Here is a 26,896-nt window from a genome sequence, read left to right as displayed (position 1 = left end):
AACACGGCTGGTAGGACTTCCTGATGTGTGGCCGATTCACATTGCGTGCGACACCTGAAGAGGTGGCAAATCATTTTCGCCTGCTGGACCTTCCCGATTTTTCACCTCGCTATAACATCGGGCCGGGGCAAATGGTTGGAATAGTTCGGGCACAGCAGGCCGAGCCTGGTGCGGAAGAGCGAACTCCCGAGATCAATGCGGCTTCCCCGAAATCAGCCTCGCCTGCCGTCGGCAGCGACGCGGAGCCTGCTGTAAAGCGGGAATGGGCGTGGGTCAAATGGGGCCTGGTGCCGCACTGGGCGGAAGACCCTTCTGTGGGGAACCGATTGATCAATGCTCGGGCGGAAACCGTGGGCACAAAGCCTGCATTTCGGACTGCCGCCCGGTACCGCCGGTGTCTCATTCCGGCGGACGGCTTCTATGAGTGGAAGGCGTCTTCCAGAGGGAAGCAGCCTTATCTCATTCGCCTGCGGGGTGACAGGCTGTTTGCCCTGGCCGGCCTTTGGGATCAGTGGCACAGCCCAACCGGTGAGATCCTGGAGACATGTACCGTCCTCACGGTGGAACCCAATCCGCTGGTGGCGAGATTCCACAACCGGATGCCCCTCATCTTGCCGCCTGAGGCCTATGACTTGTGGCTGAACCCCACGATCATCCAGTTTGACAGGCTGCGGGAATGGATTCGGCCGTACCCTGAGGACGAAATGGAGGCCGTGGCGGTCTCTTCCTACGTGAATTCAACGCGACACGAGGGGCCACGGTGCGTTGAGCCTGCCGCCGGGACAGGCACACTATTTGATAACAACTCATCGTGATTCTGGAGATGGCACGGATGTCCCGGAGTCGGCGGGCGATTGCGATGTCTCACTGACCGATGGTCCCAAAAGTCGGTCCACCATTTGACTCACCTGGCGATCGTATCCCGGAAGCCATCCCGTCCATACCGCGCGAATCAGTCCGTTGCGATCGAGGAGAACAATCGTGGGGATGGGGAGCGGAGGAAGAGTAGCCGCTTCAGACACCTCGGGCTGGGCAAGGAGCAGGAACCGGTACTGGCTCGTTCGTTCCAGATCAACATAACATAGCGTGGGGACATGCAGGCCCTGCCAGGTCGTGTGTGTCCAAACCAAGAAGTCTTCCGGGAGAGTGCGATCAGGGGGTGGTGGGCAAGCAACCGCCACAAAACGAAAATCTTTTCGCGTTGTCACCGGGAGCATGCCAGCGAGACGGGAAACTGCTTCTTCACTGGTGGGAATCCAGGGGCCCCAAAACACAACCACGGTCACATGTCCTTGGAGCTTGTCTAAAGTCACTGGGGCGATCACCTGGGGTGCCGTCGATTCAACGATACCGCTTGGCTTGAGGAGTTCTTCCAACGAGTAGACATGGAGAAAGTCTCCTGGCTTTCCAACTGCTGGATGCCTGGTGGGATCCGGCTGGCCCATCGGACGCCAAAAGAATATGGCAAACACGAGAGCGAAGCACACAGCGGCGAGCAGCAGATCACCAAGCAACCGTTTTCTGGCTGACCTGTCGCGGCCGGCGAAAGATTCAGGCGATATTCTTTGCCTCCTGGCAAGTATCCGCCAAAAATTGACCGAATTTCGCGATGGGGTGCTGCTCACACGTGGGCCTCGTTCTCACTCACCGTTTCTGTTTGCTTTTTTAGTTGCTGGCATGCTTGACGCCAGCGAAGTCGGCCGATGTTGATCCGATTGTTCACATCGTCTGCGGTGGGCGGAGCACTGGTGGCGGCCTGGGGATAGATGGAAATTCGGTAACCGGAATAAGCCTCGGTACGGAGGTGTGCCAGCATGTGATGTCCCAGTCGGCGGTTACGCTCCTCCCGAACAGCGGCGATATCGACCGGGCCAACAACGATCTTTTCGCCTGTACCGGGTTCCGCCTGCACGATGATCCGCCCATCGTAGTCCACGATCATGCTGCCTCCCGGCCAGCTAAAAGGTGGGTAGTTTCGCAGGGAAGCCCCCTGATTGCAGGCCACGACATAGGCCAAATTCTCAATCGCCCGCACTCGGTTGACGAGCGTCCACCATTCCATCGGCGAGGCGGTGCCCCAGGGGTCCATGTAGGCGGAGACACGCAAAAGCACTTCGGCCCCCTGGAGGGCGAGCTGGCGGATGGCCTCGGGGAAGAGCCAGTCGTAGCAGATGGCGACGCCGAGGCAGCCGATCTCAGTCTGAACCACCGGGAACAACGGTTCCTGATAGTCGGGGAGATCGTGGGGGCTGGTGTGAAGCTCCCAAGGAATCCAGGGATGGACCTTGCGGTATTTCAAGAGGATTCCATCAGGACCTACCAAGCATGTCGTGTTAAAGACGTGACCGGGATAGCGGGAATCCTTTTCCAGAAAGCTGCTCGTCTGGATATAAACGCCAAGTTTACGGGCTAAGTCGCAATATCGATCGAGGAATTCGTTAGGGATAGGTACGGCCAGTCGATCGTGGAGTTCCTCCACGGTTTCGAACACGGGCGCCACCTGAGCAAATTCAGGAAATACCACCAGTTTCACCGGGAAAAAAGGCTCGTAGCCCTTGACGGCGTACTGGGCCATCTCCAGCATGCGACCGACATTTCGGTGCATACCTGCCATGTCCACGGCGTTGGGCAGATTTGTTTGACAGAGGGCTGCGTAATAGCGTTGTAATGACTCAGACATGGATCTTCCTTTGCCCTTCGGATTACGATTCGGCTTTCCGACGATGTTTCCGCTTTATGACATGTGCACACTGCTGTTTCCGAACCTGGTGAAGTGTCTCAGAAGGAAACCCCTTTCCGCGGCGATCTTCCGGGCAACCCCGGTCTCCTGGGGGCACGTTGCGATCAAAGCTACATACTTGTCGGGAGTTACGAGGAGACTTCAACTCCCGCCCCATCGCGGTGCTGATCCAGGCCTGGTTCTGAATCCGCGGATGGTTCGAGAAAGATTCTTCTGATGCGACGGCGATCTCCTTCCAAAACCGTGAGGCGGACATTCGCAACAACCAAAGATTCGCCCACCCGCGGCACACGGCCCAGATGGGTCATCATCAATCCGGCAATCGTGTCGTATTCCTCATCTTCGGGCAAATTGAGATTCAGCCGACGATTAATCTCTTCCACCCGCGCGGAACCGCGCACCTCTGCTCGGCCATCCTCACGAATGACAATTTCCTGGACGGTCTCGTGATCGAGTTCGTCCTCAATCTCTCCCACGATTTCTTCCAGAATATCCTCGAGAGTGATGATGCCTGAGACACCTCCATATTCATCAAGAACCACGGCCAGATGATTGTGGGTTTTTTGGAATTCCTGCATGAGGGCATGGACGGACTTGGTTTCCGGGACGAAGACCGGCTCGCGCAGCAGTGTGGTCCAGGCCGGCCGCTGTTCGGCCGCGGGCTGTGCAAGATACGGCAAAAGGTCTTTAACGTAGAGGATGCCGATGATGTTATCTCGGGTTTCTTCAAAAACGGGAATGCGCGTGTGTCCTTCGCGGATGATCGTTTGAAGCATCTCTTCCCACGACACATCGCTGGGCAGACACACCATTTCTGTCCGGGGTGTCATGATTTCGGAAACGGTGACGTCTGCCAGTTTGATGACTCCCTCGATCATTTCCCGAGCTTCTTCCTCTATAAGACCCTCCCTCTCGCCCTCGGTGACCAGGGTGCGGATTTCTTCTTCAAACTGTTCTTCGGATTCCTTAGGGATCGACCGCCCCGCACCGCGGCTGATCGCCACTTCAGTTATCTGGCTGAGCAGCAGGAAGGGAGCCATCAGTTGAGTCAGGAGTTTCCAGAGGGGCCAGCCGTAGAAAACGACGGGAGTCGCCCAGAGCAGGGATATGGCCCTGGGGACAAACACGGTTGCAAAAAGGATGGCGATCGATGCGCCCACCACAGAGGGGACCACAATTTTGATTTGAGGCAGGAGTCCCGCAGACTGGGCGTCATTCCACAGTTTGGTCCAGCGTATGGCGTTGAGAGCGATAACAAGGATTAGGAGCACAATTTCCAGCAATTCCGCTGCAATGGATGCTTGACGGTAGTTTTGGAGAACCGCCCGCAGTCGCTCAGGTTGTTTTCGCTTGCGGCATAACTCTTCGAGATCGTGTCGCGAATAGTCGGAGAGTGCGCGGGTACCAGTGGACGCCATGCAGGCCAGGACAAGCCCAACCGCCGATACAAACCACCACAATTCTGGCATCTTTTCCGTTTTTGCGGACTCCAAACAAGCCCGAGTTTTTCATCCGTTCCCCGATCCGCTGCCAGTCCCGCGACTCTTTTTCACTCTGCGGGTTCTGCCACGCTTGCTCATGCGGTTCTTCTCGGGGCCAGGATAGGGGATTTTCAATGCTTCGAACACCTCTTTTTCCGCGATCCGCATTTTGTGACGCAGCGCTGGAGTGACGTCATCGTACCCGACCAAATGTAGTGTACCGTGCACAACGTAGAGTAACAACTCGGATGTCACAGGGACACGGAGTTCCTTTGCTCTGGTTACTGCCGTGTCGTAACTCACGACCACTTCCCCTTCGAGATGTTCGGGGCCTGTCTCGAGGACGAAACTGAGGACGTCCGTCGGAGCAGGGTCATTGAGATAACGTCCATGGAGGCTAGCGATGGTGGCATCATCCACGATCGCCACGCTGACCACGCCGGTCTTGATGTTGGCCTGGCGCAAAATCCGCTGGATGGCACGTCGAATGAGCGGCCGGTCCAATTTCAGGTGTTTTATTTGATTCGCGATTTCTATGCGGACCAAAGGTCATCCCTCCAACGGGTAGCTTTATCTAACGCCAGTAACATCATCCCATGGTTTCAACGGGGGCTGTCCACTCGCGCGAGTTCGACCAATTCAAACCTTCCGGTGGGCAGATCGGCGGATGTTTTGGCTGGCCTTCCCGGCGACATCGATTTCGCACGGCAGGAACGCCTCGCGATCGGTTATTCTTTTCCTTCGGCAAGCCTGTTTACCGTCGTTTCCCAGTGGTAGCGGTTTCGGGCGAGGTACTGTTCTACTGTTTGTACGAGACTTCCTGGATCCTCGGCACTCATGAGATGGGCCAGCCGGGCAAGTTCGGTGGGATCTTCCGGAATTCGACTTTTCGCCGTCGGTGCAACAAGCTGGAGTCGGTTTTCCAGGGCCCGGAGAAACCGATAACTTTCGTAAAGTTCGTTGAAGGTTTGCTCGCGCAGCAGGCCTTTTTCATGCAGGGCCCGCATGGCCGCAAATGTCGACGTCTTGCGAATTTCAGGGTATTCCCGACCGTGCCGAAGCTGGAGCATTTGGACGAGGAACTCCACGTCGACGATCCCGCCCCGTCCCCGTTTGATGTCCAGTGGCTTGGCGGTTTCTTCCAGTCGTCGGCGCATGTCGGCGATCTGCAAGGCGAACTCCGGACGCCACGGTTCGCTGTAAATCACGTCCTGAATGAGTGATTCCACGACAGGTCTCATTCTCTCGGAAACGACGGCCGGTCGGGCTTTGCACAACGCCTGACGTTCCCAGAGCTGCCCCATTCCCTGATAAAAATAATTGGCAAATTCGCGCAGGGAAAAGACCAGCGTGCCGCTCCTTCCGGTGGGGCGAAGGCGGGCATCCACCTGATACAGCCGGCCATACGGCCCCAGGTAAGAGATTCTTCGAATGATCCGTTGTGTCAACTCGCTGAAGAAATGCTGATTGGTGGTTGTATCGCGAGGACGAACGTAACCGGACTCCACAACCGGCACGGTATTGCCGTCTTCCTCATAGAGGAAAACGAGGTCCAGATCACTCTGGTAATTCATTTCGCGGCCGCCGAACTTCCCCATGGCGAGGATCACCATCTCCGCTCGCTGTCCTTGGCGGAGGCCCTCGCCCACAGTGGGCTGGCCGTAGCGAAGCACCAGTTGTTCGTACTCCCGCACGACAATTTCGGTGAGGCACGTTTCAGCGAGATCGCTGATGGCCTGGGTGATCGCCTCCACATCATCCTTGCCCAGCAGGTCGCGGACACCGATTTGCAGAAGATGGTCGTTCTTGAAAGCATGCAGGATCGGATCCAGATCCTCGGCCGCCAGGGAAAGTTCGCGCAACGTCATTTCCATGAACCGCCGGTCCGGCAGCTTATCGAGGACCAGGCTGTCCATAAGGCTGTCGATCATGCCGGGATTGCTGATCAGGAGGCTTGCCAAAAACGGCGTGTACGCGCATAGCTGGACGTACAGCTTGAGGGAGGGCGGATTGAAGCTGAAGAGTTCCCAGAGGACGCCTTTTCCACCCAGAGAGTCACTCACCTGATTCAGCGTGACGAGGGTCGCATCCGGGTCCGGTGTCGCTGCAATGGCAGACAGCAGCATCGGCGCGATTGAGGCAAGAAAATGGCGGCAGCGACGGGTCGATAGGAACGGAATCCGCTCTTCGGCAAGATTCATGAGATTCCGGTATGCCTGGGGAATATCCCGGAACCGGTGTCGCGAGAGGACGTTGTGAATAAACTCCGGGGTTGGTTCGGGATCCAGGATCAACTCAACTTCGGCCGCGGTTTCAGAATCATCGGTGAATGCATCGTGGAGCAAATGGTTCAAGATTTGCCGATTGCGCGTCGTAAAACGTCGATAATCTCTTTCGAATTGGTCCCGTGCTGAACCACTCGCCCCGTCGCCATACCCCATCCGAATAGCCAACTTCTGAACTTCCGTGGGGTCGTTGGGGATGCTGTGCGTTTGCAGGTCGAACATGATCTGCAGGCGGTGCTCCAGCTTACGGAGAAAACTGTAGCTTTCCTGGAGATGGCTGCTTTCTGCATGCGTGAGACATCCCGCCTGTTCCAGACCCGCGATGGCCTCCAAGGTGTTTCCCGTACGAACGCTGGGTAAGTCGGCACCGTGGAGTAATTGGAGAAACTGAATAACAAACTCAATATCGCGGATTCCGCCCCAGCCGTTCTTGACGTCCCGCTGGTCCACGCCCTGCTGATGCACCCGCTGCTCGATTTTCCTGCGCAGCGTTTTGATGCCCGCGATGTCAGCGCGGCTGAGGTAGCGCCGGTAGATCCACGGCTCCAGCTCTTGCAAAAAGCTATAGCCCAGATCAAGTGATCCGGCGGCAGGCCTGGCCTTGATGAACGCCTGACGCTCCCAGGTTCTGCCCCGGACATCGTAATAATGGAGTGCGGCCGGAACGCTCATCGCAGCCGGGCCGTGCTCACCTTCCGGGCTCAGCCGCCGATCAACCCGGTACACCGCCCCGAGTTCCGTTCGCTGAGTCAGTAATCGAATGATCTCCTGGACCAGGCGGGAAAAGTATTCGGCATTGGTGACCGATCGCGGCCCATCGGTTTGCCCTTCACCTTCATAAAGAAAGATCAGGTCGATATCACTGGAGTAATTCAGCTCAACGCCACCCAGTTTTCCCATCGCCAGAATTACAAATCGGGCTTCTGCACCGCTCGGAAGCCGCGGAAGCCCAAGGGTAGGAGCGAGCCGACGCTGGGCGCTTTCATATGCAGCCTGCAGGATTGCGTCGGCAAGATAAGAAAGCTGGCGAGTCACCGTCGAGACACTCTGCCCGACGACGATATCGCCATAGGCGATGCGGAGCATCTCTCGCCTTTTGAACCGTCGCAACGCCGCAAGGATCTCCATCTCGTGGGGAAGCGCGCGGACCTCGGCGGTCAGTTCATCCACCAGAACCTGTCGGGCAACCGGTTCTCCCTCCGTAAGTCGCAACAGGTCATAGGCTTCTGGATCGGTCACCAAGATATCACTGAGAAACTGACTGGTGCTGAAAATCTGGAGGAGTGGTGGGAGCGCCTCTGGATCTCGCTCGAACAGGGCGGCCAAAGAGAGCGGGTTTCTGGCGGCCGAAAAAAATCGCTCCAAATTATTGAGCGCCATGTCCGGATCAGCCAGGGTGGGTAATCTCTCCCCAAGCTGATGGGCGAGGTGAGCAAGTAAGTCGGGAGGGATTCCCTGCCGAGCGATTCCCAGAAAATTCCTCAGACCACGATCGACATCGCGGACTTTCAATCGCCCAAGCCAGCTCCGAGCGAGTTCTGGCTGTTCCAGGAAAGACCGAACGGTTGCTATCTCCATCGATGGCGGTGGTTCTTTGAATGCTACGCCGATACGGGTGCGCCCAGCCGATCTGCATGCGTGTCTAGTCTGGCCAAACTCAGTTCCCCGAACAAGGTGACCGGGCTAACTTCTTTGATTGTGACTTTTACAAACTGTCCCGCCAAGTCGGCTGAGCCTTCAAAGACGACGATGCGGTCACAAACCGTGCGACCGGTCAACTGAATGGAAGAGGAGTTTTTTTCGGACTGCCGCTCCGCCATCTTGCTCGGTCCTTCCACGAGGACTTCCACCGTTTGACCGATGAACCGCTGGTTCTCCTCCAGACTGATACGGTTTTGGATCGCCAGCAACTCGTTGTTGCGCCGTCGTTTCACCTCATCGGGGACGTCATCGGGGAATAGTTCGTAGGCTTTGGTGCCGGGTCGCGGACTGTACTTGAAAATGAAACTGTTTTTGAATCGAGCGGCTTCCACGAGTCGCACCGTCTGCTCAAAGTCCTCCTCTGTTTCACCGCAGAATCCCACAATGAAGTCGCTGGTGATGGCTGCCTCCGGAACAATTTCCCGAATGCTGGCCAGCATCTCGTAATATTCTTCTATTGTGTAACCCCGCTTCATCCGCTTCAGAACGGCATTCGAGCCGCTTTGCGCGGGAACGTGGAGGTACGGACAAACCTTCGGCAGATCACGAACGGCTTGCAGCAGTTCTCGGGACATATCCCGCGGATAATTCGTGACGAACCGGATTCGCCGGATTCCCGGTACCTCGTGGACTCTTTGGAGTAAATCTGCCAATCGGATTGTGCGGCCTGGTTCTTGCCACCGATAGCTGTTCACCGTTTGGCCCAGGAGTGTTATCTCCACGCATCCCTGATCGGCAAGCTGGCGGACTTCCTCCAGAATCTCCTGCGGGGAACGGCTCTGCTCCGGGCCTCTTACTTTCGGCACGATGCAGTAGGTGCAGAACTTGTCACAGCCGAACATCACGCGAACGAACGCCTGGTGCTTCACCGGTCGGACAATCGGCCGGTTCTGCCGATCAGGGTTGAGGAAACTGGCCTGCACCTTCTGGCGGGGTTGGCCCCGGCGATCCAGGCTGACCTCCATGATCGGACCTTTCCCCTGCGCGAGCGATTCGAGAAGTTCCGGCAGGCGGGCGACCTGTCCGGGACCAACAACCAGGTCGACGTGCGGCGCGCGCTTGAGGATGAGTTCCTGGTCCTTCTGGGCCATGCAACCCAACACTCCGATGACTTTACCGGGTTTTTGCTCCTTGAGATGCTTGAGCCTTCCCAGAGCGCTGTAAATTTTGTCCTCTGCGTGCTGCCGTACGCTGCAGGTGTTGAAAAGGATAATATCGGCCTGCTGACGCTGGAAAACTTGCTCGTAGCCCGCCTCCTGAAGCGCAGCCACGACCAGTTCGCTGTCCAGCTCGTTCATCTGGCAACCGACGGTTTCAATGTAGAACCGTTTGCGCATCGACTTCACCTGATCTATTGGCGATAGAGATTAACAGGCTGAGCCAATTCAACGTGGACTGCCGAGAGTACTCTTTTTTTCCAACAAGGGTGCGTTGCCGTACATAGGATTGAGCGCGGCTTGCCGCCTCCAATTTCCACCGAATTCCGACCGACGAACGCGGTGTTTTTCACGGGCTGAGCAGCGCTCGTCAGGGACTTGTCCCCCGCCCGGCGGAAGCGGGCCCGTCGGCCTCCCTCGAGTCCATATTTCGACCCGCCCGTTTTTGTGACTGCTGAATCTCTTCCTGAAAACGGCTGATCCACGATGCCCGAAAGCGCAACATCACCTGCAAGAGGAGGTTAATCCCCACAAAAGCGAGGACCAACCAGAGGACAATGTCCCAGGTGAACCATCCATCTGCCATCGTTACATCCTATGGCGCGCTTTCCGGGACCGGCGGTCGAGTTACCACATCGGTGTCATTTTATCTTGCGGAAGGATCGAGTAGACAGAGGTTTTTCCTGATCGGTTTGCTGGTGAGGTAAAACACATTGGTACGGTCGGGGAAGTCTGCTACCACAGGTAGTAGTTTATATACCACGATGGAGTGATCAATATTGCAACACATGTTGCATTTTGCTATAGCAAAAAAATACAGGCGAGTGGCCGTTGCCAGCTCGCCTGCTGGGGATAGAAGCCGGTGTTCCGGCCCGTCGGGTGGGTTCCTCGTCGTTGCGGAGGAGAGCATCGCGTGTTGGGGGGGAGCCCGACGGTCCCGGTCCGCTTCGTTGGCCTCTTCTATCTGCCGGCCCCTGTTGGGGTTGAAAGGGTCCTCTTCTCTGTCCCGGCTCATGCGGCGAGGCCAACTCACGCATGCGCAGCCTGTCTTAGAGCAATCGCCGTGCCAAACGATAGGAAAGCCTTTGCGGTTTCCGGTAATTACGGTTCGTTCCGCAGATCCCCGGCAACTTTGGCTGCGCGTGCGCTCCGAGGGGAATGCTGCGCCCTTTGGGCCAGTAAAAAAGCGAACAGATCCATGGGTTAGGAGGGACAGTCTACACGCGGATAAGCGACACCGCCGCCTGAAATAGCCGTTGGTCCAGAAAGAGGGCCTCCGCGTTCTCTTGCTCGAATGTAGCCGCCAGATAAGTTATGCCTTTAGCGTAGGCGATCTGGTAGTTGTGGCCGATGATGACTGAGGGAACGGTCACCGATTGAAACGCCCAGGGGGTGTCGGCCACCCGCTTTTTCAGCCCGCCAGCCACGAGATTCGTAAGTTCTCCCACTGTATCCACGACGTGGCTGTTGAGAGTATCCACTTTTTCCTGGAGGAACCCGGACGTCAGAGCTTTGGCGACCGGTTCGCAGACATTGAAAATGAGAAACCCCGTGGCCTTCCCATGAACACCTAACACGCCCGTGATCGTGCCGGGCTCGTGGGTCGGAACTGCTGTGATTCCGACCAGTCGGGCTCTGGCCCCACACATGCTCAGTGCATCTTCCACGGCAGCCACCAGCGCATGGGCCAGCCGTGGATCTCCCGGTAACGGAATGACATGATCAGGAATCGTCATGGTGCTCATCAGGACGTTCCTCCGTGTCCAGCGGTATCCACCGGTCGGTCTGCCCGCCGACCGATGGCGCTGAGCCGTTGGCAGGTCTAAATCTCGGAATTTCAGTAAATCATGGGTCACGGTTGGAGGTTGAGACAGCGAGAAACAAAAGAAGCCGCCGGAACCAGCGGCTTCCTGACTGTTTCACTTGCGATATTTGACGTTTTCAGATCAACCAGTCGGCGCGAAACTTCGGGTAAAGTCATTTCGCCCGATTTTTTTAGAACGCCCGTCAGATCAAGGTACGTTTGTGCCCCATGTTTTAATTGGATCAATACTTTTGCAACAGGGTTAGCAATTTCCGGTCCAGTTTGTGACCGTGAAAATCTTCATAATCCACGTCTTTCCGGCCGGAATCCAGGACCCCGAATGAGCCACGGAAGTTCCATAGTGCCCACCCGATGTTGTGGCCTTTGAGGATGTCCAGCACATCCTCCATCCAGGCGAGAAAGACGTTATGGGGTGTACGGTTGAAACAGCCGGTTTCGCCGCAGTGAACCCCGATGCCCTTTCGTCGCAGTTCACCCCAGGGAGCGAAATGCTCTTCCAATTGTTGCCGACCAATTCGGACCGACCCATCCGGATTTTTGATAGGCCAGGTGGGTTCCGGGAATTTGGAATCTCGATCGACCCACGAGGCCCGGTAATGGCTGATCTGGGCCGGATAATACGCGTGCACGCTCTGCGGCACGCCGGTCGAGATGAGACATTCAACCACTTTCGTCCCCACATTGAGGCCGTCCACAAAGATCAATCGGTCGGGCGAGATTTTGCGGATCGCCTCGATGGCCTGACCCATGATTCGGCAGTAGTCTTCCGCGGTCATATAGCCAGGGCGTGGAGTGGGAGCCTCATTCACCAGGTTGAAGCTCAGCTCCTTCGCGGAGATCCCACGATACCGTTTGGCAAACACGGTCCAGTGGTGGACAAATGCCTCCTGAGCGGCTTTGTCCTTCCACAGACTGAGCGGTTCTCGCTCGGGGTCGTTGATGCAGTAACCGGGGGCACGATGAAAATTCAGGTTAACATGCAGGCCATACTTGCGGCAGGTTTCGATGGACTGATCGATCTTTTCCAGCGTTGCTTCACGGATCTTGAAAAGGTCGTCCGGGCGAAGTTTTTTCGTCTTTGGCCAATCCGAATCGATCCACAGCCAGTAGTCCATCGGCAGCCGCACGAAGTCGAAACCGAGCTCCGCAATCAGTCGGCAATCTTCCTCAGGTACGGGCTCAACCTTGACAAAATCGCCTTCCACCGGGCGCCACATGGCTTGGAAGAAATCAAGCAGATTGAATCCCCGCCACCGCGGCACGGCAGGTGGGGTTCCCACGGCGGATTCCTCCCCCAAAGCGCGGGCTACGCGGGAAGCGCCGAGTAAGCCACCCACAGTAGCGGCGGCAGTCTGCGTAAGAAAATCCCGTCGAGTGGTGGATGTGGACATAGGTGCACTCCTTTCCTTGAGTCGTGGTGTCTTGCGTTGCCAGGTGACGGTACTGGCTCCAAGTTCACTCAGCCACGTATTTGGGCGAAACACTGTGTTCCACCGGCCACGTCGCGCGGACCGGGCTGGGATACAATCCGATTTCGTCGAAGGGAATGGCCCGGAAGTGAAACCACTGGAAAGGTTTGGCATCGGGTTTCAGCCCAAAGCGGTGCTGGGATGGGTCTTCAAAACCGACGTCGCCCTCGGCCATATGGTTGTCGAAGAAAACATTGACTCCGGGGTCACGAATGGCGAATTCACCGCAATTGACGACCAGCGATCTCAGTATGAAATTGCGATTGGGATTGGACTCCAGATTGAGTAGCTCCGGGTACCGGGTTGAAAGGGGTGGCCTGGTGACATCGAGTCCCCGCCGCCGTGCGTTTTCCAACCATCCTTGAACGCTTTCGACCCAGCGGGACTCGGTCCATGGGGAGAAGCTGATCGCCGCTTTGCAGTCGATGAAAAGGTTGTTATCGACCCAATTATCTTTTCCGCCATGGATCTGCAGGCCGCCAAAACGGCCGCCTGCCGAACGATAGAAGACATTCCCGTAAACGACCACTCCACTGATCATATCATCAAGCCGGATGCCCGCCTGCCCGGCGACGTTGTGACCGCTGCCAATGTGATGCCAGAAATTCCATCGCAGCACGTTGCCGCGACTTGCAGGATTGCCGAACATGTCGATCCCCGATTGGTCATCGGCTTCGTAGACAACGCTGTGGACCTCATTGAGTTCCACCAGATGATCGAATCCCTCTAATCGCATGCCGTGGTGGGGGGAATCGTGGAATAGATTGTGCCGGATTGTGCTCCCCACGCCATCCACATGCACGGCGGGGGCGTAATTACGGTCGACGCGGGTGAATTCCCAGATGTGGCAGTTTTCCACGACATGACCGGAGGGACTGAGCGTTTTCTCATCGCCGCCCGCCAATCGGATACCCCCGGCTCCCACTGTCCCTATATCACAGCCCATCACGAGATGTTTTTCACCACCGCGGATGATGACACCGTTGGTTCCCAGCCGCATCATGCGGCATCCCAGGAGTGCAACTTGTTGCCCGCCCTCGATGACAACCCCCTCGGCACGCCCACATTCAAAGGTGAGCTTGACCAGCCGCACATGAGCGCAATTTCTCATCCGTACGAACGGGGTGGCGAGGGTCGGAAATGTGATGCGCAAGTGATCGATCTCATCCGGTGGATAGAAATAGAGAATCCCTCTGGCGCGATCGAGATACCACTCGCCCGGCTGGTCGAGCTCTTCCAGTACATTGAAGAAGTAGTAGGGCATCCCTTCGGCAAAACCGTAGCCGGAGCTTCCGGCAGTGGTTAATTGGTGGGACTGGGGATCAATTTTGGCCACGCGAATGGTGGTCCCAGCCCAAAGGTATCGCCAATAGCCGTACATCCAAATGTCGTCGCTGGTGGCCCATTCGAGGGGCCGTCCCTCAACCTTCCAGGTGGCTGGCTTCCCTGCTCCGGCATCGCCTGCCGGAGTGGCGAGCCCCTGGATCGTCACGAAGCCTTCATTTGGCCACCGGGCCAGGGTGCCGGGGCGCTCATTGAAATAAACATCCACCCATGGATGAGTGGGATAGCCGGCGAGGCCAAACCCCCGAGGACCAAGACTACCGTAGTCGTTGATTCCATTGGCCCGGAGATCGATTTGCAGGACCTTATCGCGGACCAATTGGGGCAATCGGTTTCGGATTGCGGGGTCTCGCACAGGCACAGCCCCCGCGAGAATAATCCCTCCGGTAAAGATGGGTGTTTCGTTGTCGGCCGCCCGATACACAATGGGGCTGTCCGCCGTGCCAGAGTCCTCTTCCGTCAGTTCCAACGTTCCCGACATGCGATAGACTCCCCCATGAATCAGCACGGTGATTCCCCCATGCGGCAGGCCTTTCTCTTTTTTGATTTGCCGAATGCGATCCCGTGCCCCAGCCAGTGATCCAAGTGGGGCGTCGGCAGTGCCCGGTTGGGCGTCGTTGCCATGGGGGGCCACGTGAAGCACCAGACCTGGCGTGGGAAATACCGGGACCGGCGTCCGATGCCACTCCGGGTCTCGACGGGGTAGTCCCTCGGCCAGCCGCTCCATCTCGCGAGCCAGCTCCTCCGCTTCCCAACGATGGACCGGGTGGACCTCTTGCATGGTGGTCACTCTCCGATAAGCCTGTGCGGCTTCCCGCCATTGTCCCGCCCGCTCATACGTGGAGGCCCATCCCAACCATGCCAGGCTGCGGAGTGGGGGCGGCGCTTGAAAATTTTCTGCGATTTGCTGATAGGCCCGGCGAGCCTCTTCCCACTTTTGAGCGCCCCGAAGCGCGTGTGCAATTCGGAGTTCAACGTCCCATCGCTGAGATTGAGTGAGAGATGGTGAACCAAGTGCTTCCGCAAACCGTTTCTGGGCCGTGGTGCTCATTCCCGCTTGGAGGGCGGCCTCGCCGGCGAGGAGTAAAAGCGTCGTTCGTTCCTCCGGAGACCATTCTGCCCGCTGCAAGAGGCTCTCGTAAAGTTCCGGGATCGGCACCGCCCCAATCGTACCCTTTGCCGCAAAGAGGCACGATGCCGCCGCGTTGAGTCGAATGATCTCGGCGACATTTTCGCCCTGAAAAAGGTTGGCCCAGTCGAGAATGGCCTGCCCCGTGGCACCGTGAAGGCGCTTGGCGATTGCCCCGGCAAATTTGGCCAGTGCGCGGACTTCGGAACTGCTTTGTGGATGAAGGGCCAGCGCTGACCACGTCTGCCCGGCTTCACGCCATTGACCTCTGGCGGCCAAGTCAGTAGCCCTTTGCCACTCCGCGGATGTGGTGGGATTGAAGTACGAGAGGTTGCTTGCGACCCTCACTGGGCCGGGGATTGCAGAGAGGGCGTGCTCCGCAACCACGGCCGGGGAAAGCGCCTCGGGATACGCCACCCATTGAGCGACCTGTAACCGCAAGGAACCGACACCCGCATCGGCATAACCAATTCGCAGGGGCCCGTTTGGTGGTGTGTAAGGTTCGTTGTAGGGACTGGCGGCCACAAGCACCCCATTCCAGAAGAGCCGAAGTTCCTGTCGATCCCAAGTGACCGCGACATGCTGCCACACCCCTCGCGGGATGCCAAGCGACGAGCTGAGGCCGAACGCATTGCGGGGCTGCGGCCGCCCCATCTCAAAACGCAGCTGTCCGGTTGGAGTGTCACAATACAACCGCAGGCCACGCCAGTAGCCATCGCCCTGAGCAAAGATCATCCCGTTCGGCCTACCGTTGCCTAGCTGGCTTCCCTGGCCGAAGTAGCGGAAGATAACCTCGATGGTGAATCCCTGGCTGGCATCGAATGGTTGTCCCTCGTAGGCTGCATTGTCCAGAAGATATGTTTGGCCTCGAGAAGCTCTTCCTGGTTGGGTGGACAGGGGCGCGGTAGCAGAAAGCCGCAAAGGCGCGTTCTCGGTGCCGGTGCTTGCCAGTTCCCGCGGGGCCGAGGGGCTTCCGTCGAATACGTAATTCCGCAAAGGTGGAGTCGCCGAGCACAGCGTGCCGGCAAGGGCAATTCCCCATAGCGTGAGAATCTGTGTCAAGTTTCGTGCCGCTGTGAATGGATCGCGCATCGGGCTTTCCTCTTTCTTCACTGCCTGGGACGGACTGCGTTACGGGGCGACGATGTGCAAACGATGGTTGGTCACGATGGTTGGTCAGCGGTAAGTTGGGGACCTGCCTACGGTTCTGAGCGTGTCTCCTCAAGTAACTCGCGGGCCTGCGTGAAGCCTTCGCTCAGGTAATCTGGTCGGAAGGGAACGGTTTCGAGGAACTGGTTGATTTCCGCCAGCAACCAATTCTGTTCCGCCTCGCTTTCACATGGGATTTTGATCTTACCTTTTGTGTAAACGATTTCAACGCCGAACCACGGGCGGGATTGCCCTCCGCTGTCAGTTTTAAAAAACGGCTCTGATGCCGCCCGTGCCATTTGCACATTTTCGCGGCTGATACGTTTTCGGAAAGAAACGAAGAGGCATTTCCAGCGACTTTCCAGCCAGGAACTGTCAAGATACACAATTCGCCGGGAGAACATGCCTGCCAGCGCGCCTCCGAAAAGTGCCAAGCCGACCAGCCAGAAGGGGATCGAAAAAAGGGCGAACGCGATATTCTCCCATTTGGGAAATTGACCCGGATGAAAGAAAAGCCCCAGGGCGCCGGCAGTCCAAAAAGCCACAAAACCCAGCCAGAATAGACTGAACAAAAGGATGCCCACCGCCGGCCCGTTCAACCCCCACGGAGGAACGTCGATCAGCATCTTGTCATTCTTTCGGATCAGACGTATTCGGCTGTCTGCAGGCTTGACGGGCGGAGCTTTCGGGACCTCGCTTGCCGGAGCCACCTGAATCTTTTTGATATGTTCCACGAGCTCGGGTATTTCGAAGATCTCATTGCAGTAGCGGCACCGGCCCAACCCAGTATGTAAATTCACATCTTCCACCGGAATCTCTTGATGGCAGGAGGGACAAATAGGTTTCATGCCAGTTCTCCAGGTGATGAGAAAAGCTGGGCCAAAGCCGAAAGGACGGCGGGCCGAGTCACTCACTTGCGGCTGGCCATTTTATCGCGGTGGAGCCGTTCCCACAATCAGCCTGGGGTTTTGGTACGGTCGCCCCGATGCCTCAGCGATGGCTCCCGGCAACATTTGGCAAGCGTGAATGCTTGCGTGTTGATTCCAGGCAACATTCATAGCGTGAATTTTTCGTGCTCCTGCCTGGTTCGCAGGAATTTTCCACCTCATCGCGCATAAGAGGACTCACGGCCCACTCCGGTATGGCAGTTGCCTTTCGTCTTCAGATGGTGACAGCATTGAACCGTCATGTGCGTGCCTTTCACGCCGTCACTGAACGCAAACTTCTCGCATTGGGCTTGTTTTCCAGGAAAGGTCTGACCCACTGTGCGTCATGTCGCTGTGCTGGCGTTGCTCTGTGTGGCTGTGCTTGTGCTCGGCGGGGGCCTTCTTTCCTGTTTGACGAATTCCAGTGTGGCACAGAAAGACACATCAGGGGATGCGTCCGATCTATGGCGGAAAACTAAGGACGGCTGGGAGATCGCGTGGTGGCTGGCCGCGCGACCCCAGTTTTATTCGCCGGTTATTCATCCCGGATGGCTGCTGCTGGCACAGATGACGGGCATCGTGGGTGCGTACTATGTGCACCGAGCATGGCAGGGGCAAAATTGGCAGAATTCTTCCCCGTGCAGACAGGACCGGTATTCAAAGACGCCAGAAGCCGCCCGCGAAATCCCATCGCCTGGGCAGCAGGGGGTAAACGTGCATTGAGATGTCAAGAGCATTGGGAATTGAGTTTTCCATTCCGGCTCCCCGCAAAACATCCCGCCGGGCTACCCAATTGACAAGGCATGCCGGTTCGAGTTGTCACTGATGAGCAAGCCGCACGGTCACGTCCGCCTGGCTTTCCAGCCGCTTCCCGGAGGCGGTTTCGTAGCGGACAAAGACTTTTAAATGGTCATGTTGAGGGGGCGCATCTGGCCAGGGAAGCTCCAGGAGAAATCCCTGAACTTCCGGTCGGTTGACTAGGTAACTGCGAAGTTCCTCGGGCTGGAGTTCCCATCGGGCTATTCTTCCGGCAGGACCCCGCACCTGCGGGTCGATGGCCACTACAGTGACTGTGGCAGGCTGAAACACGACCGTACCCCGTGCGTCAACCGGTTGCAATAGAAGGGCTATTCCGTCATCACCGGGGAGGCCATCGTAGTCCCGACCAGTGGCGTGATCCTCTGGCAAAACCAGCCTGTCTGGCTCGTGACCGGCGATCTCAGGCCGCGGGAGGGACGGGGATGGGGACGGGGCACCGACTCTCGGGGCGGGGGAAAGGTCCTCAGCGGTCTCATGGGGAGAATTAACCAGTGGCGCGGCGTGATTCTCTGAACTGGGCGGCAGAACCTGGGGCGGAGATGGTTGAGATGTATCCTGCGGGCTGAGCCAAAGGGGTGGTTCGATCGGACAAGATGAGACCCTGGGTAATGAATCAGACGGTGGTCGCGATGGAAAAGCCGCTTCAGGCGTCGTTTCCACCTGGGGAGGAGTGATCTCGATTTTAGGCGGCGTTACGATGTGACGTGGCACATCGGAATCTGCAACATGTGGCGCCGCCTCGATAGTTCGCCCGGAAGAGTGTGTCCAAAGGGGTGCAGTCACATCCGGAACGCTTCTGGTTTGCTTCGCAGGACGAGTTTCCTGGCCGGTCTGCGTCTTCAGCCGCTCGAGTTCGGATCGACACGCGTCCAGCTCGGCCTGCTTCTGCTCGAGCAAATCAACAAGTTCCCAGATCTTGTTTTCGAGCGCGTAGTTTTCGCGTTCAAGCTGTGTGACGACCTGGGGCGTCCGACAGCCTGACCAGAAAAGTATGCCAAGGCTCAGGAATATGAATGGGCGCCGGGGGAATGTCATGGGGCAAGGTACAAACCAGGGCAAGGTCGACCGCCCTTTAAAACAAGTAAAACAAGGGCGGCGACCGTGGTTCTGCGGTAGCCCTTCCATACCCATATCTCACATCGTGTGCAAGGGCAGTTTTGTGACGGATTAAAATGAGTAAAATGCATAGATTGCCTAAGCATTTCTTAACCACGAGGACGGCAAGCTTTATCGTAAAACAGGAAATGAGCGGAGAAGTCGGTCTTCGAAGGGCTCCCGACACTGTTCGGCCGGCCTCGCGGTGGCCAATCAGAACACTCGCCGCCCTGGAACACACGAGAGTGATCGCTTCTTAAGAGCGTTTGGCATGGTGTCCAACAAGTCACCCATCCGATGGCGTTTCAATTGGCCTGCATGGTTGCTTCTCGTTGTCGTTCCAGTAATCGGAGGGGTCGGACTTTCGTGGTTGCATGACCGGCAACTGGAGCGAATTGCCGACCGAATCCGCCAGCGCGCAGAGCGATGCGAACAAGAGGCCGCGTCTGCCCACGATCGAAAGGACAGGACGGCGCTGACGCAGGCGTTAGCAGGCGTTGTGAGGAATTACGATCTGTATCTGCGTTACCGGCCCACAGATGGTGAAGTGGCCATTCGATTGGCGCTGGCAGTCAGCGAGCAGGCAGAGAATTCCCCCAGCCACGCACAGCTCCAGCTTAACGCGTATCGGGTGTTGAGCCGGACGCTGGCGCGGTTTCCCGAGAATCGGGAGCTCCTTCGCGCCTTTGGGAAGGTAGCAATGCGACTGGGACGGTGGAGCGAGGCGCTTTCTGCTTGGTCCCAGTTACGACAGATCGAGCCAGACAGTGCAGAGGCGTTACTCAACGTTGCGAGGTGTCAAGTCGCGCGGGCTCAGCCCTTAGAAGCCATTAAGACGCTGCGGGACTGTCTGACGCGTCATCCCGATGCGCTGGAGGCATACACCCTTTTGGCTCGGTGCTATCGCGACGAGATGGTCCGAGACTACGAGTCCGCCCGGCAGGTGATGGATGAATTGGTGGCAAAGAATCCGGACTCTGCGGCGGCCTACGCTCGCCGGGCCGCTTTTTGGCTCTGGGTGGCCCAGACGACAGCCAATCCGCAGGAGGCCAGCGATGCGCTGAGTATGGCCAAACATGATGCCCATGTCGCGATGCGCAAAGACTCCCAGAATGTTGAGGCACTGCTGATCGAAAGTGAGCTGGAACTCCGTGAGAATCGGCTTGCGCAAGCCCACGAGCTATTGCAAAAAGCCGCAGCCATTGCGCCGGACGACGAAAGAGTCTGGTCTGGCTTGGTGAAATGGGCAAGATTGGCCGGTGATCTAGCCACACAGGAGAAGTACCTGCAACGGCTGGCGGAGCGAAACGCCACCTTCCTGCCGGAGCTTGTGGAAGTCTGTCTTGGTAAAAACCCTCCCGATATTCTGGGGGCTCGTTCCGTCATTCAGCAGATGCAGAAAGCTCAGTTTGACGCGGAAGCCCTCGAATTGTGGCAACTTCGGGTTGCGGTTTTTGAAGGACGGGCACGGGAAAGCACTCGGCCGCTCGATGAGCTTTTCCGCAAATTCTTGGACAAGAATGATTCGCGGGCGGAAATTGCAGGACTTACACTGGTCCTTGCTTACACGCAGAGTGGGGCGTCGGATGCAGCCGGGGCAGTTCTCGGCGAGCTGCGAGAAAGATTCCCGGAATCGTCCCGGGTTCAGCTTGCCTGGATTAACTGGCTCCTTTCCCAGGGAATGACAGAAGCAGCGCAGGAAGCGATCACCAGGTTGATGCAAAGTGGCGCCACATCACCGTGGACTGCGTTCCCCGAGCTCCAGATGGCGTACTTCCTGGCGACATTGAACACCCGAACAGGTTTAAAGCCACAGGACCCTCTTTGGAAGCAACTTGACGACCTGCGTCGGTCGCTGGAGAGTTCCCCGGCTCTCTCGCCAGAACAAAAGACCTTGCTCAACGCCCGATGGTTGCAGGCTCAGGGCGAGGTGGACCAGGCTGTAAAGTTGCTGGAGGAAGCGATACAAGAAAGAGCTTCCTTGACTCTTTGGACCGCACTATGCGAACTGTTGGGCCGATCTGGGCGGATTTCCGAGGCGATTGATCGGCTTTCGGTCGCCGAAAAGCAGTTTGGACCGCGCCCGGAGATTTTGCTCGCCAAGGTCCAGTTGAGCCAGTATGCGGAAAAGGATCAACGAAACGAAATCCTGACGGATGTTGTCTCGAAGGCGAAAGGGCTGAGACCTTCCGAGCGGCAAACGGTCCTTCGCGCGGTGCTGCGGCTTGCGCTTCAATCGGGAGATCTGGATCGGTCCGCGGAAATAGCCCGGCAGCTTGCAGTGATCGACCCAAATGACACTGAGATTCACCGCTTGCTGCTGGAGTTCGCAGTCGCTCGGGCGGATTGGGAGGATGCCGACAGGATTCTGGAACAGATCCGGCGTGCGGAAGGTGGGCCAGGACGTGTCACCGCTTACGGCCGGGCCGTGATCGACGTGGGGCGAGCTTCCCAGCCCAGCCTGTCCGTGGCCGAGCGGGAACGGCTGCTGGCCGATGCACGGTCGCAAATCACCATGGCTCGCCGATACCTGCCCTTCTGGCCGGACCTGATTCGCCTGGAGGCCCGAATCGCTCAATTGGAAGGCCGCTGGGAGGCGGCGATTGAAAGCCTGCGATCACTGGAGCAGCGAGGACTTTTAGGACCCCAGGGGCGGGAAGAACTGGCTCGATTGTTGCTTCTAGTGGGCCAAACCTCCGAGGCCGAGCAGCTCCTGCAAAGCACTGCCGAACAGGCCGGCAATAACGACTTGCAGCGTCTGAAGCTACAGGCAGAGATTTGGGCTCAGCAGGGCCAGTTCGATAGGGTGAAACAGGTACTTGGACCACGAATAGAAGAATCGAGCGATCCCCTCGATTGGCTTTGGTGGGCACAACTGCTGAGCCGCAGCGGAAACACCGATGAGGCGGACCGAGCATTCGAGAGGGCCAAACAGCTTGCTCCGCACGTGCCCCAGATTACTCTGGCCCAAATTATTTACCTGGTAAGGACGAACCGGAATTCAGAAGCCCGAAAGCAACTGGAAGAACTGGGAGCCGTGCTGAAAAAAGACGTTCCGTCGCTGCGCGTCCTCGCCCTGGGATACGAAGCGGTGGGTGACATCCAACAGGCAGAACAATGCTTTCGCCGGGCAATGGACGAGGCACCGCAAGATGCCGATCTGCTTCTCGATTGGGCAGGATTCTCTCTGCGCCAAGGTAGGCTCCGCGAGTGCCAGGCTGCTCTCGAACGTATTGTGGCGGCATCGGGAAATAATCTCGTGGTCAGCGAGGAGACTCTCCGCAACGCGCGGCGGAATCTCGCGCAACTCCTGGCCAAATCCGCGGATTACCGAGACTTCCAGCGTGCCCGGTCGTTGCTGGAAGAAAACCTGAAGCAGGCTGCGCAGATCACCGATCGCTGTCTGTTGGCCAGAGTTCTGGCGAACCGGCCCGAGCGGGCGGCAAAACAGGAAGTCGCGGATATCTATCAGAAATTGCTTCGAGAAGGGGTCATCCTCTCCGCGGAAGATCGGTTCGTTTATGCTCAGATCCTTGCGGTTCTAGGACGCTGGCCGGACGCGCGGCTGCAAATGGCGGCGCTGTTCCAGCAAACACCGGATCCGACTCCCGCTCAACTCGCTTTCTTTATTCGCGAGATGCTGACTCACGGGTCGCCCGGTGAGGAAATTCAGCCGTACCTTGAAAAACTTGTGGCTCGATTGGGAGATGATTCACCGGCTGTCCTGGAATTGAAAACGCGTCTGGCGGTCCAGTCTGGGAATACGAAAGAGCTAGAAAGCCGCTGGCGAGACATGGTCTCAAAGGCCATCGACGAGCGGAAGTACGATCAGGCCATGCAGTTCGCCGAGCTGGCCGAAAAGGCCGGAATGACCTCGCTTGCTGGCGAAGTTTTGGAGCAGGTGACAAGTCATTATCCTGTAGCCCTCATGGCAAAGGCTCTCTTCCTCTCGCGCCAGCAAAAGTTGGAGGCGGCCCTTGATTGCTGCGAGCAGGCACTCGCCCATGTCCCCGTGGAACGTGTTGTTGTGTGCGCGGTGAACTGTCTGCGTGCTGCCCGCGAACAAGTCAAGCCAGATCATCTGGCACGAGTGGACGCCTGGTTTCAACGAGCGAATGTGAACTCCGCGGGCGATAAAGGGGTGCTTCTCGCTTACATGAGCTTTCTCAATTTAGCCGGGCGCTACGAGGAGCTTGTTCCGCTCTATCGCCGACTTCTGTCTGACAGCCGATTGTCCGATCTGGAAAAGGCCCTTCTGGAAAACAATTTGGCGTATGTTTTAGGCGCGCAATGTGATCTACCATCGAGAGAGGGATCTGCTCAATCTGAAAACGCAGCAATCCTTCGCGAGGCTGAGCAGCTCGTCGAACATGCCATCACCGTGCTGGGCCCCATTGGGAGCTTTCTCGACACACGTGCAGTGGTCCGAATGCGGCAGGAACGTCTTGCCGAGGCCATATCCGACGCGCGACAAGCTGTTCTCGAGGAACCGTCCGCGCTGACGTATTTTCACCTTGTGGAGGCCCTCTGGCTGGCGGGGGACAAGGCGACCGCAGTGCGAGAATTTCAACGAGCTCGGGATAACTATCGCCTCTCCGAGGAAGCTCTCCCCCCGATCGAGCGTCCTCGTCTGCGTCGTTTAACAGCCGAACTCAAAAACCTGGGGCTTTCCCTCAACTGAGCACTCGCACCTGGACTCCCGTGGCTCGGCCACTCGGCTGACCTCGGGCGCGCACAAAAAAGGGGGATTGCGAGCAATCCCCCTGCCTGATGCGCTGTCTCGAACAGGGCCCGGCGCGTTTAGCCGCCGCCCTCAGGTTCGCACCCGCGGAGCTTACTTCTTGCGGCTGGCCTTGATGGAGGCCTGCGCCGCGGCCAACCGAGCGATGGGCACGCGATACGGCGAGCAGCTCACGTAGTTCATCCCGACTTTGAAGCAGAACTCCACGGAGTCGGGATCGCCACCCTGTTCACCGCAGATACCAATTTTCAGGTCGGGCCGCGTGGCACGCCCTTTTTGCACCGCCATCTCGATGAGTTGCCCGATGCCCTCCTGATCAATCGTTTGGAAGGGGTCGGCCATCAAAATCCGCTTCTCGAGATAGTCCGGCAGGAAACCGCCGATATCGTCCCGGCTGAAACCAAATCCCATTTGCGTCAGGTCGTTGGTACCGAACGAGAAGAATTGGGCGGTTCGCGCCATCTTGTCGGCCACAAGGCAGGCCCGCGGAATTTCGATCATCGTACCATACAGGTACGAGATCTTAACGCCAAACTTCTTTTCCACCTCGGCATGGACCCGGTCCACAATCTGCTTCGTGAGGTCGAGTTCCTTCACGTCGCAGGTGACCGGGACCATGATTTCCGGGTGAGGATCTTTGCCTTCTTTGATCAGCTCAGCAGTGGCCTCGAAAATGGCCCGCACCTGTGTCTCGGTGATTTCCGGATAGGTGATGCCGAGCCGGACACCACGATGGCCCATCATCGGGTTCGTTTCGTGGAGCTCTTCGCCACGGCGCTTGACGTCCTCGACGGAAATGCCCATCGCTTTGGCCAGCTCGGCCTGCTTGTCCTCATCCTGCGGAACGAACTCGTGAAGCGGAGGATCCAGCAACCGGATGGTAACCGGCAAGCCGTTCATCGCTTCCAGCGTGCCTTTGATATCCCGCTTCATGAACGGGAACAATTCATCCAGGGCCTTCCGCCGTTCCTCCGCGGTACGGGAGAGGATCATCTTCCGCAGGATGAACAGGGGTTCGTCAGAACCTTCGCCGTAAAACATGTGCTCCGTGCGGAACAAACCAATGCCTTCTGCCCCAAATTCGCGAGCGATTTTAGCATCCGCCGGGGTGTCGGCGTTTGTTCGCACTCCCAGCTTGCGGTATTTCTCAACGAGTGCCATGAACTCTTTGAGCCGCGGGTTTTCGGTGGCATCAATGAGCGGGAGTTGTCCCTCGTACACGATCCCTCGCGTACCATTGAGGGTGACCCAGTCGCCCTCTTTATACGTCTTGCCATCCACGGTCATGCATTTCTTTTCAGGGTCGACTTTAATCTTCCCTGCGCCCACAATGCAGCACTTGCCCCACCCACGGGCAACCAGCGCTGCGTGACTGGTCATTCCGCCCCGGGCGGTGAGGATACCCACGGCTGCCCGCATGCCTTCCACATCCTCGGGGTTGGTCTCTTCGCGAACCAGGATCACTTTCTTGCCCTTCTTGGTCCATTCGACCGCGTCTTCACTGGTGAAGACGATTTGTCCGCACGCTCCGCCGGGGCCCGCTGGCAATCCCGAAGCGATGGCCGTGGCCTTCTTCTCGGCGTTCGGATCGACAATCGGATGGAGCAGCTCATCAAGCTGCTTGGGAGCCACACGGAGAACGGCCGTCTCCTCGTCGATCAGACCCTCCTTGAGCATATCCATGGCGATGTTGAGAGCGGCGGTTCCCGTCCGCTTGCCCACGCGGCACTGCAGCATGTAGAGCTTGCCCTCCTGGATGGTAAACTCGATGTCCTGCATGTCCTTATAGTGCCGCTCCAGGCGATTGCGGATATCGAGAAGCTGCTGATAGATTTCCGGCATGGCCTCTTCAAGAGACGGCAGATGCTTGTTCTGCTCCGTCTTGGTGGCCTTATTGAGTGGGTTCGGGGTACGGATACCGGCCACCACGTCTTCGCCCTGCGCGTTGGGCAGCCATTCGCCGTAAAATTGGTTTTCACCCGTGGCTGGGTTCCGGGTAAAGGCCACACCCGTTGCTGATGTGTCTCCCATATTTCCGAAGACCATGCTTTGGACGTTGCAGGCTGTTCCCCAGTCATCGGGAATTCCCTCGATGCGGCGATAGGCTACCGCGCGCTTGCCGTTCCAGCTCTTGAACACAGCGGCAATTCCGCCCCACAGTTGTTCGAAGGGATCATCCGGGAACGGCTTGCGGAGGACTTCCTTGACCTTGGCCTTGAAAGCCTCACAAAGCTGCTGGAGATCTTCGGCCGTCAGATCTGTGTCCTTCTCATAGCCCTTCTTGTGCTTGAGCTCTTCCATCATCCGTTCAAGCTGCACGCGGATTCCCATTCCGTCGGGCGGTTCAATGCCCTCGGCCTTTTCCATGACCACGTCAGAATACATCATAATGAGCCGACGATAGGCGTCGTACACAAATCGTGGGTTGTTCGTCTTTTTGATGAGTCCGGGAATGGTTTTGCTGCACAAACCGACATTGAGCACCGTTTCCATCATTCCCGGCATAGACCGACGGGCACCCGAGCGACAGGAGACCAAGAGAGGATTCTCTGGATCTCCGAACTTCATTCCCATCGCTTTTTCGACTTTCTGGAGAGCCTCCTCCACTTGCTCCTTCAAGCCCGGGGGATACTGGCCGCCGTGTTGCATGAAATAGGTGCAGACTTCTGTGGTGATGGTGAACCCGGCCGGCACCGGAAGCCGCAGGTCGGGATGGCCCGCCATTTCGGCGAGGTTGGCGCCTTTGCCACCGAGCAAATTCACCATCGATGCATTGCCCTCGGTCCCTTCCGGTCCAAAATAGTACACGTACTTGGGTGCTTGCGTCATTGTGCACACTCCTTGACAATTTCCGCTGACAAAAACTTGGTTTATCGGGCGATTGGTGATTAAAACGCTCCGCCCGCCTTCCGACAAAGCTGGGCTCCACAAAGAGCGACTTTTCACGCGATCTAAAAGAATTACGTAGTTTACCCCTTATCTGATCATCCGTCAACGAACCGCGATTCCGCGCACTACCCGTTAGCAAGTATCCG

Annotated in this window: 16 protein-coding genes; 3 read left to right on the top strand and 13 right to left on the bottom strand. The window is 57.5% G+C overall.

Annotated elements, in window-relative coordinates:
- Positions 1-23: 23 nt before the first annotated feature.
- Positions 24-815: an SOS response-associated peptidase gene (locus THTE_RS14610; protein ID WP_095416121.1), complete on the top strand. Its 792-nt coding sequence runs from the start codon at positions 24-26 to the stop codon at positions 813-815.
- On the opposite strand, the gene THTE_RS14605 is transcribed toward THTE_RS14610, so the two are convergent.
- The 11 genes from THTE_RS14605 to THTE_RS14555 form a co-directional block, all read right to left on the bottom strand.
- Positions 807-1,514: a TlpA family protein disulfide reductase gene (locus THTE_RS14605; RefSeq protein WP_157732129.1), complete on the bottom strand. Its 708-nt coding sequence runs from the start codon at positions 1,512-1,514 to the stop codon at positions 807-809. The two genes, THTE_RS14610 and THTE_RS14605, sit on opposite strands and share 9 nt — an antisense overlap.
- A 107-nt stretch (positions 1,515-1,621) precedes the next feature.
- Positions 1,622-2,680: a nitrilase-related carbon-nitrogen hydrolase gene (locus THTE_RS14600; RefSeq protein WP_157732128.1), complete on the bottom strand. Its 1,059-nt coding sequence runs from the start codon at positions 2,678-2,680 to the stop codon at positions 1,622-1,624.
- A gap of 188 nt (positions 2,681-2,868) precedes the next feature.
- A complete protein-coding gene (locus THTE_RS14595; protein WP_095416119.1) occupies positions 2,869-4,209 on the bottom strand; it encodes a hemolysin family protein in 1,341 nt (446 codons plus the stop codon).
- 39 nt (positions 4,210-4,248) lie between these two features.
- Positions 4,249-4,767: an rRNA maturation RNase YbeY gene (gene ybeY / locus THTE_RS14590; protein WP_095416118.1), complete on the bottom strand. Its 519-nt coding sequence runs from the start codon at positions 4,765-4,767 to the stop codon at positions 4,249-4,251.
- 182 nt (positions 4,768-4,949) lie between these two features.
- Positions 4,950-8,084 (bottom strand): bifunctional [glutamate--ammonia ligase]-adenylyl-L-tyrosine phosphorylase/[glutamate--ammonia-ligase] adenylyltransferase, encoded by a 3,135-nt coding sequence (gene glnE / locus THTE_RS14585; RefSeq protein WP_095416117.1) that lies wholly within the window; start codon positions 8,082-8,084, stop codon positions 4,950-4,952.
- Between the two features lie 23 nt (positions 8,085-8,107).
- A complete protein-coding gene (miaB, locus tag THTE_RS14580) occupies positions 8,108-9,553 on the bottom strand; it encodes a tRNA (N6-isopentenyl adenosine(37)-C2)-methylthiotransferase MiaB (protein WP_095416116.1) in 1,446 nt (481 codons plus the stop codon).
- A gap of 181 nt (positions 9,554-9,734) precedes the next feature.
- Positions 9,735-9,950 carry a hypothetical protein gene (locus THTE_RS14575; protein ID WP_095416115.1) on the bottom strand — a complete coding sequence of 72 codons (216 nt, stop codon included), beginning with the start codon at positions 9,948-9,950 and terminating at the stop codon, positions 9,735-9,737.
- Positions 9,951-10,581: 631 nt separating this feature from the next.
- Complete coding sequence (locus THTE_RS14570) at positions 10,582-11,109, bottom strand: chemotaxis protein CheX (RefSeq protein WP_095416114.1); 528 nt, start codon at positions 11,107-11,109, stop codon at positions 10,582-10,584.
- Between the two features lie 301 nt (positions 11,110-11,410).
- Complete coding sequence (locus THTE_RS14565) at positions 11,411-12,580, bottom strand: cellulase family glycosylhydrolase (protein ID WP_168175907.1); 1,170 nt, start codon at positions 12,578-12,580, stop codon at positions 11,411-11,413.
- A 64-nt stretch (positions 12,581-12,644) separates the two neighbouring features.
- Positions 12,645-16,223, bottom strand: a complete 3,579-nt coding sequence (locus THTE_RS14560; RefSeq protein WP_095416112.1) for a right-handed parallel beta-helix repeat-containing protein — start codon at positions 16,221-16,223, stop codon at positions 12,645-12,647.
- Positions 16,224-16,330: 107 nt separating this feature from the next.
- Positions 16,331-17,128 (bottom strand): hypothetical protein, encoded by a 798-nt coding sequence (locus tag THTE_RS14555; protein ID WP_095416111.1) that lies wholly within the window; start codon positions 17,126-17,128, stop codon positions 16,331-16,333.
- Positions 17,129-17,545: 417 nt separating this feature from the next.
- On the opposite strand from THTE_RS14555, the gene THTE_RS14545 reads away from it, so the two are divergent.
- Entirely contained in the window at positions 17,546-17,929 is a 384-nt protein-coding gene (locus THTE_RS14545; RefSeq protein WP_095416109.1) for a hypothetical protein, read from the top strand.
- Positions 17,930-18,025: 96 nt separating this feature from the next.
- Here the strand turns inward: THTE_RS14545 and THTE_RS14540 are convergent, their stop codons facing one another.
- The gene (locus THTE_RS14540) at positions 18,026-19,060 is read right to left on the bottom strand and encodes a hypothetical protein (protein ID WP_095416108.1); all 1,035 of its coding nucleotides are present in this window, start codon (positions 19,058-19,060) and stop codon (positions 18,026-18,028) included.
- Positions 19,061-19,391: 331 nt separating this feature from the next.
- On the opposite strand from THTE_RS14540, the gene THTE_RS14535 reads away from it, so the two are divergent.
- Positions 19,392-23,801, top strand: coding sequence for a tetratricopeptide repeat protein (locus THTE_RS14535; protein WP_095416107.1), 4,410 nt, complete (start codon positions 19,392-19,394; stop codon positions 23,799-23,801).
- A gap of 153 nt (positions 23,802-23,954) precedes the next feature.
- Here THTE_RS14535 and ppdK read toward each other — a convergent pair whose 3' ends face one another.
- Complete coding sequence (gene ppdK / locus THTE_RS14530) at positions 23,955-26,690, bottom strand: pyruvate, phosphate dikinase (protein WP_095416106.1); 2,736 nt, start codon at positions 26,688-26,690, stop codon at positions 23,955-23,957.
- Positions 26,691-26,896: the final 206 nt, after the last annotated feature.

The sequence above is a fragment of the Thermogutta terrifontis genome, assembly GCF_002277955.1.
In the GTDB taxonomy this organism is placed as follows: Bacteria; Planctomycetota; Planctomycetia; order Pirellulales; family Thermoguttaceae; genus Thermogutta; species Thermogutta terrifontis.
The sequence above is the reverse complement of the archived record's forward strand: the minus strand, read 5'-3'. Positions and strand labels throughout refer to the sequence as shown.

Coding starts and splice junctions, on each gene's coding strand:
- THTE_RS14540 (WP_095416108.1), bottom strand. CDS start 19,060: ATGACATTCCCCCGGCGCCCATTCATATTCCTGAGCCTTGGCATACTT.
- THTE_RS14600 (WP_157732128.1), bottom strand. CDS start 2,680: ATGTCTGAGTCATTACAACGCTATTACGCAGCCCTCTGTCAAACAAAT.
- THTE_RS14570 (WP_095416114.1), bottom strand. CDS start 11,109: ATGAGCACCATGACGATTCCTGATCATGTCATTCCGTTACCGGGAGAT.
- THTE_RS14565 (WP_168175907.1), bottom strand. CDS start 12,580: ATGTCCACATCCACCACTCGACGGGATTTTCTTACGCAGACTGCCGCC.
- THTE_RS14575 (WP_095416115.1), bottom strand. CDS start 9,950: ATGGCAGATGGATGGTTCACCTGGGACATTGTCCTCTGGTTGGTCCTC.
- THTE_RS14595 (WP_095416119.1), bottom strand. CDS start 4,209: ATGCCAGAATTGTGGTGGTTTGTATCGGCGGTTGGGCTTGTCCTGGCC.
- THTE_RS14560 (WP_095416112.1), bottom strand. CDS start 16,223: ATGCGCGATCCATTCACAGCGGCACGAAACTTGACACAGATTCTCACG.
- ppdK (WP_095416106.1), bottom strand. CDS start 26,690: ATGACGCAAGCACCCAAGTACGTGTACTATTTTGGACCGGAAGGGACC.
- THTE_RS14535 (WP_095416107.1), top strand. CDS start 19,392: ATGGTGTCCAACAAGTCACCCATCCGATGGCGTTTCAATTGGCCTGCA.
- glnE (WP_095416117.1), bottom strand. CDS start 8,084: ATGGAGATAGCAACCGTTCGGTCTTTCCTGGAACAGCCAGAACTCGCT.
- THTE_RS14610 (WP_095416121.1), top strand. CDS start 24: ATGTGTGGCCGATTCACATTGCGTGCGACACCTGAAGAGGTGGCAAAT.
- THTE_RS14555 (WP_095416111.1), bottom strand. CDS start 17,128: ATGAAACCTATTTGTCCCTCCTGCCATCAAGAGATTCCGGTGGAAGAT.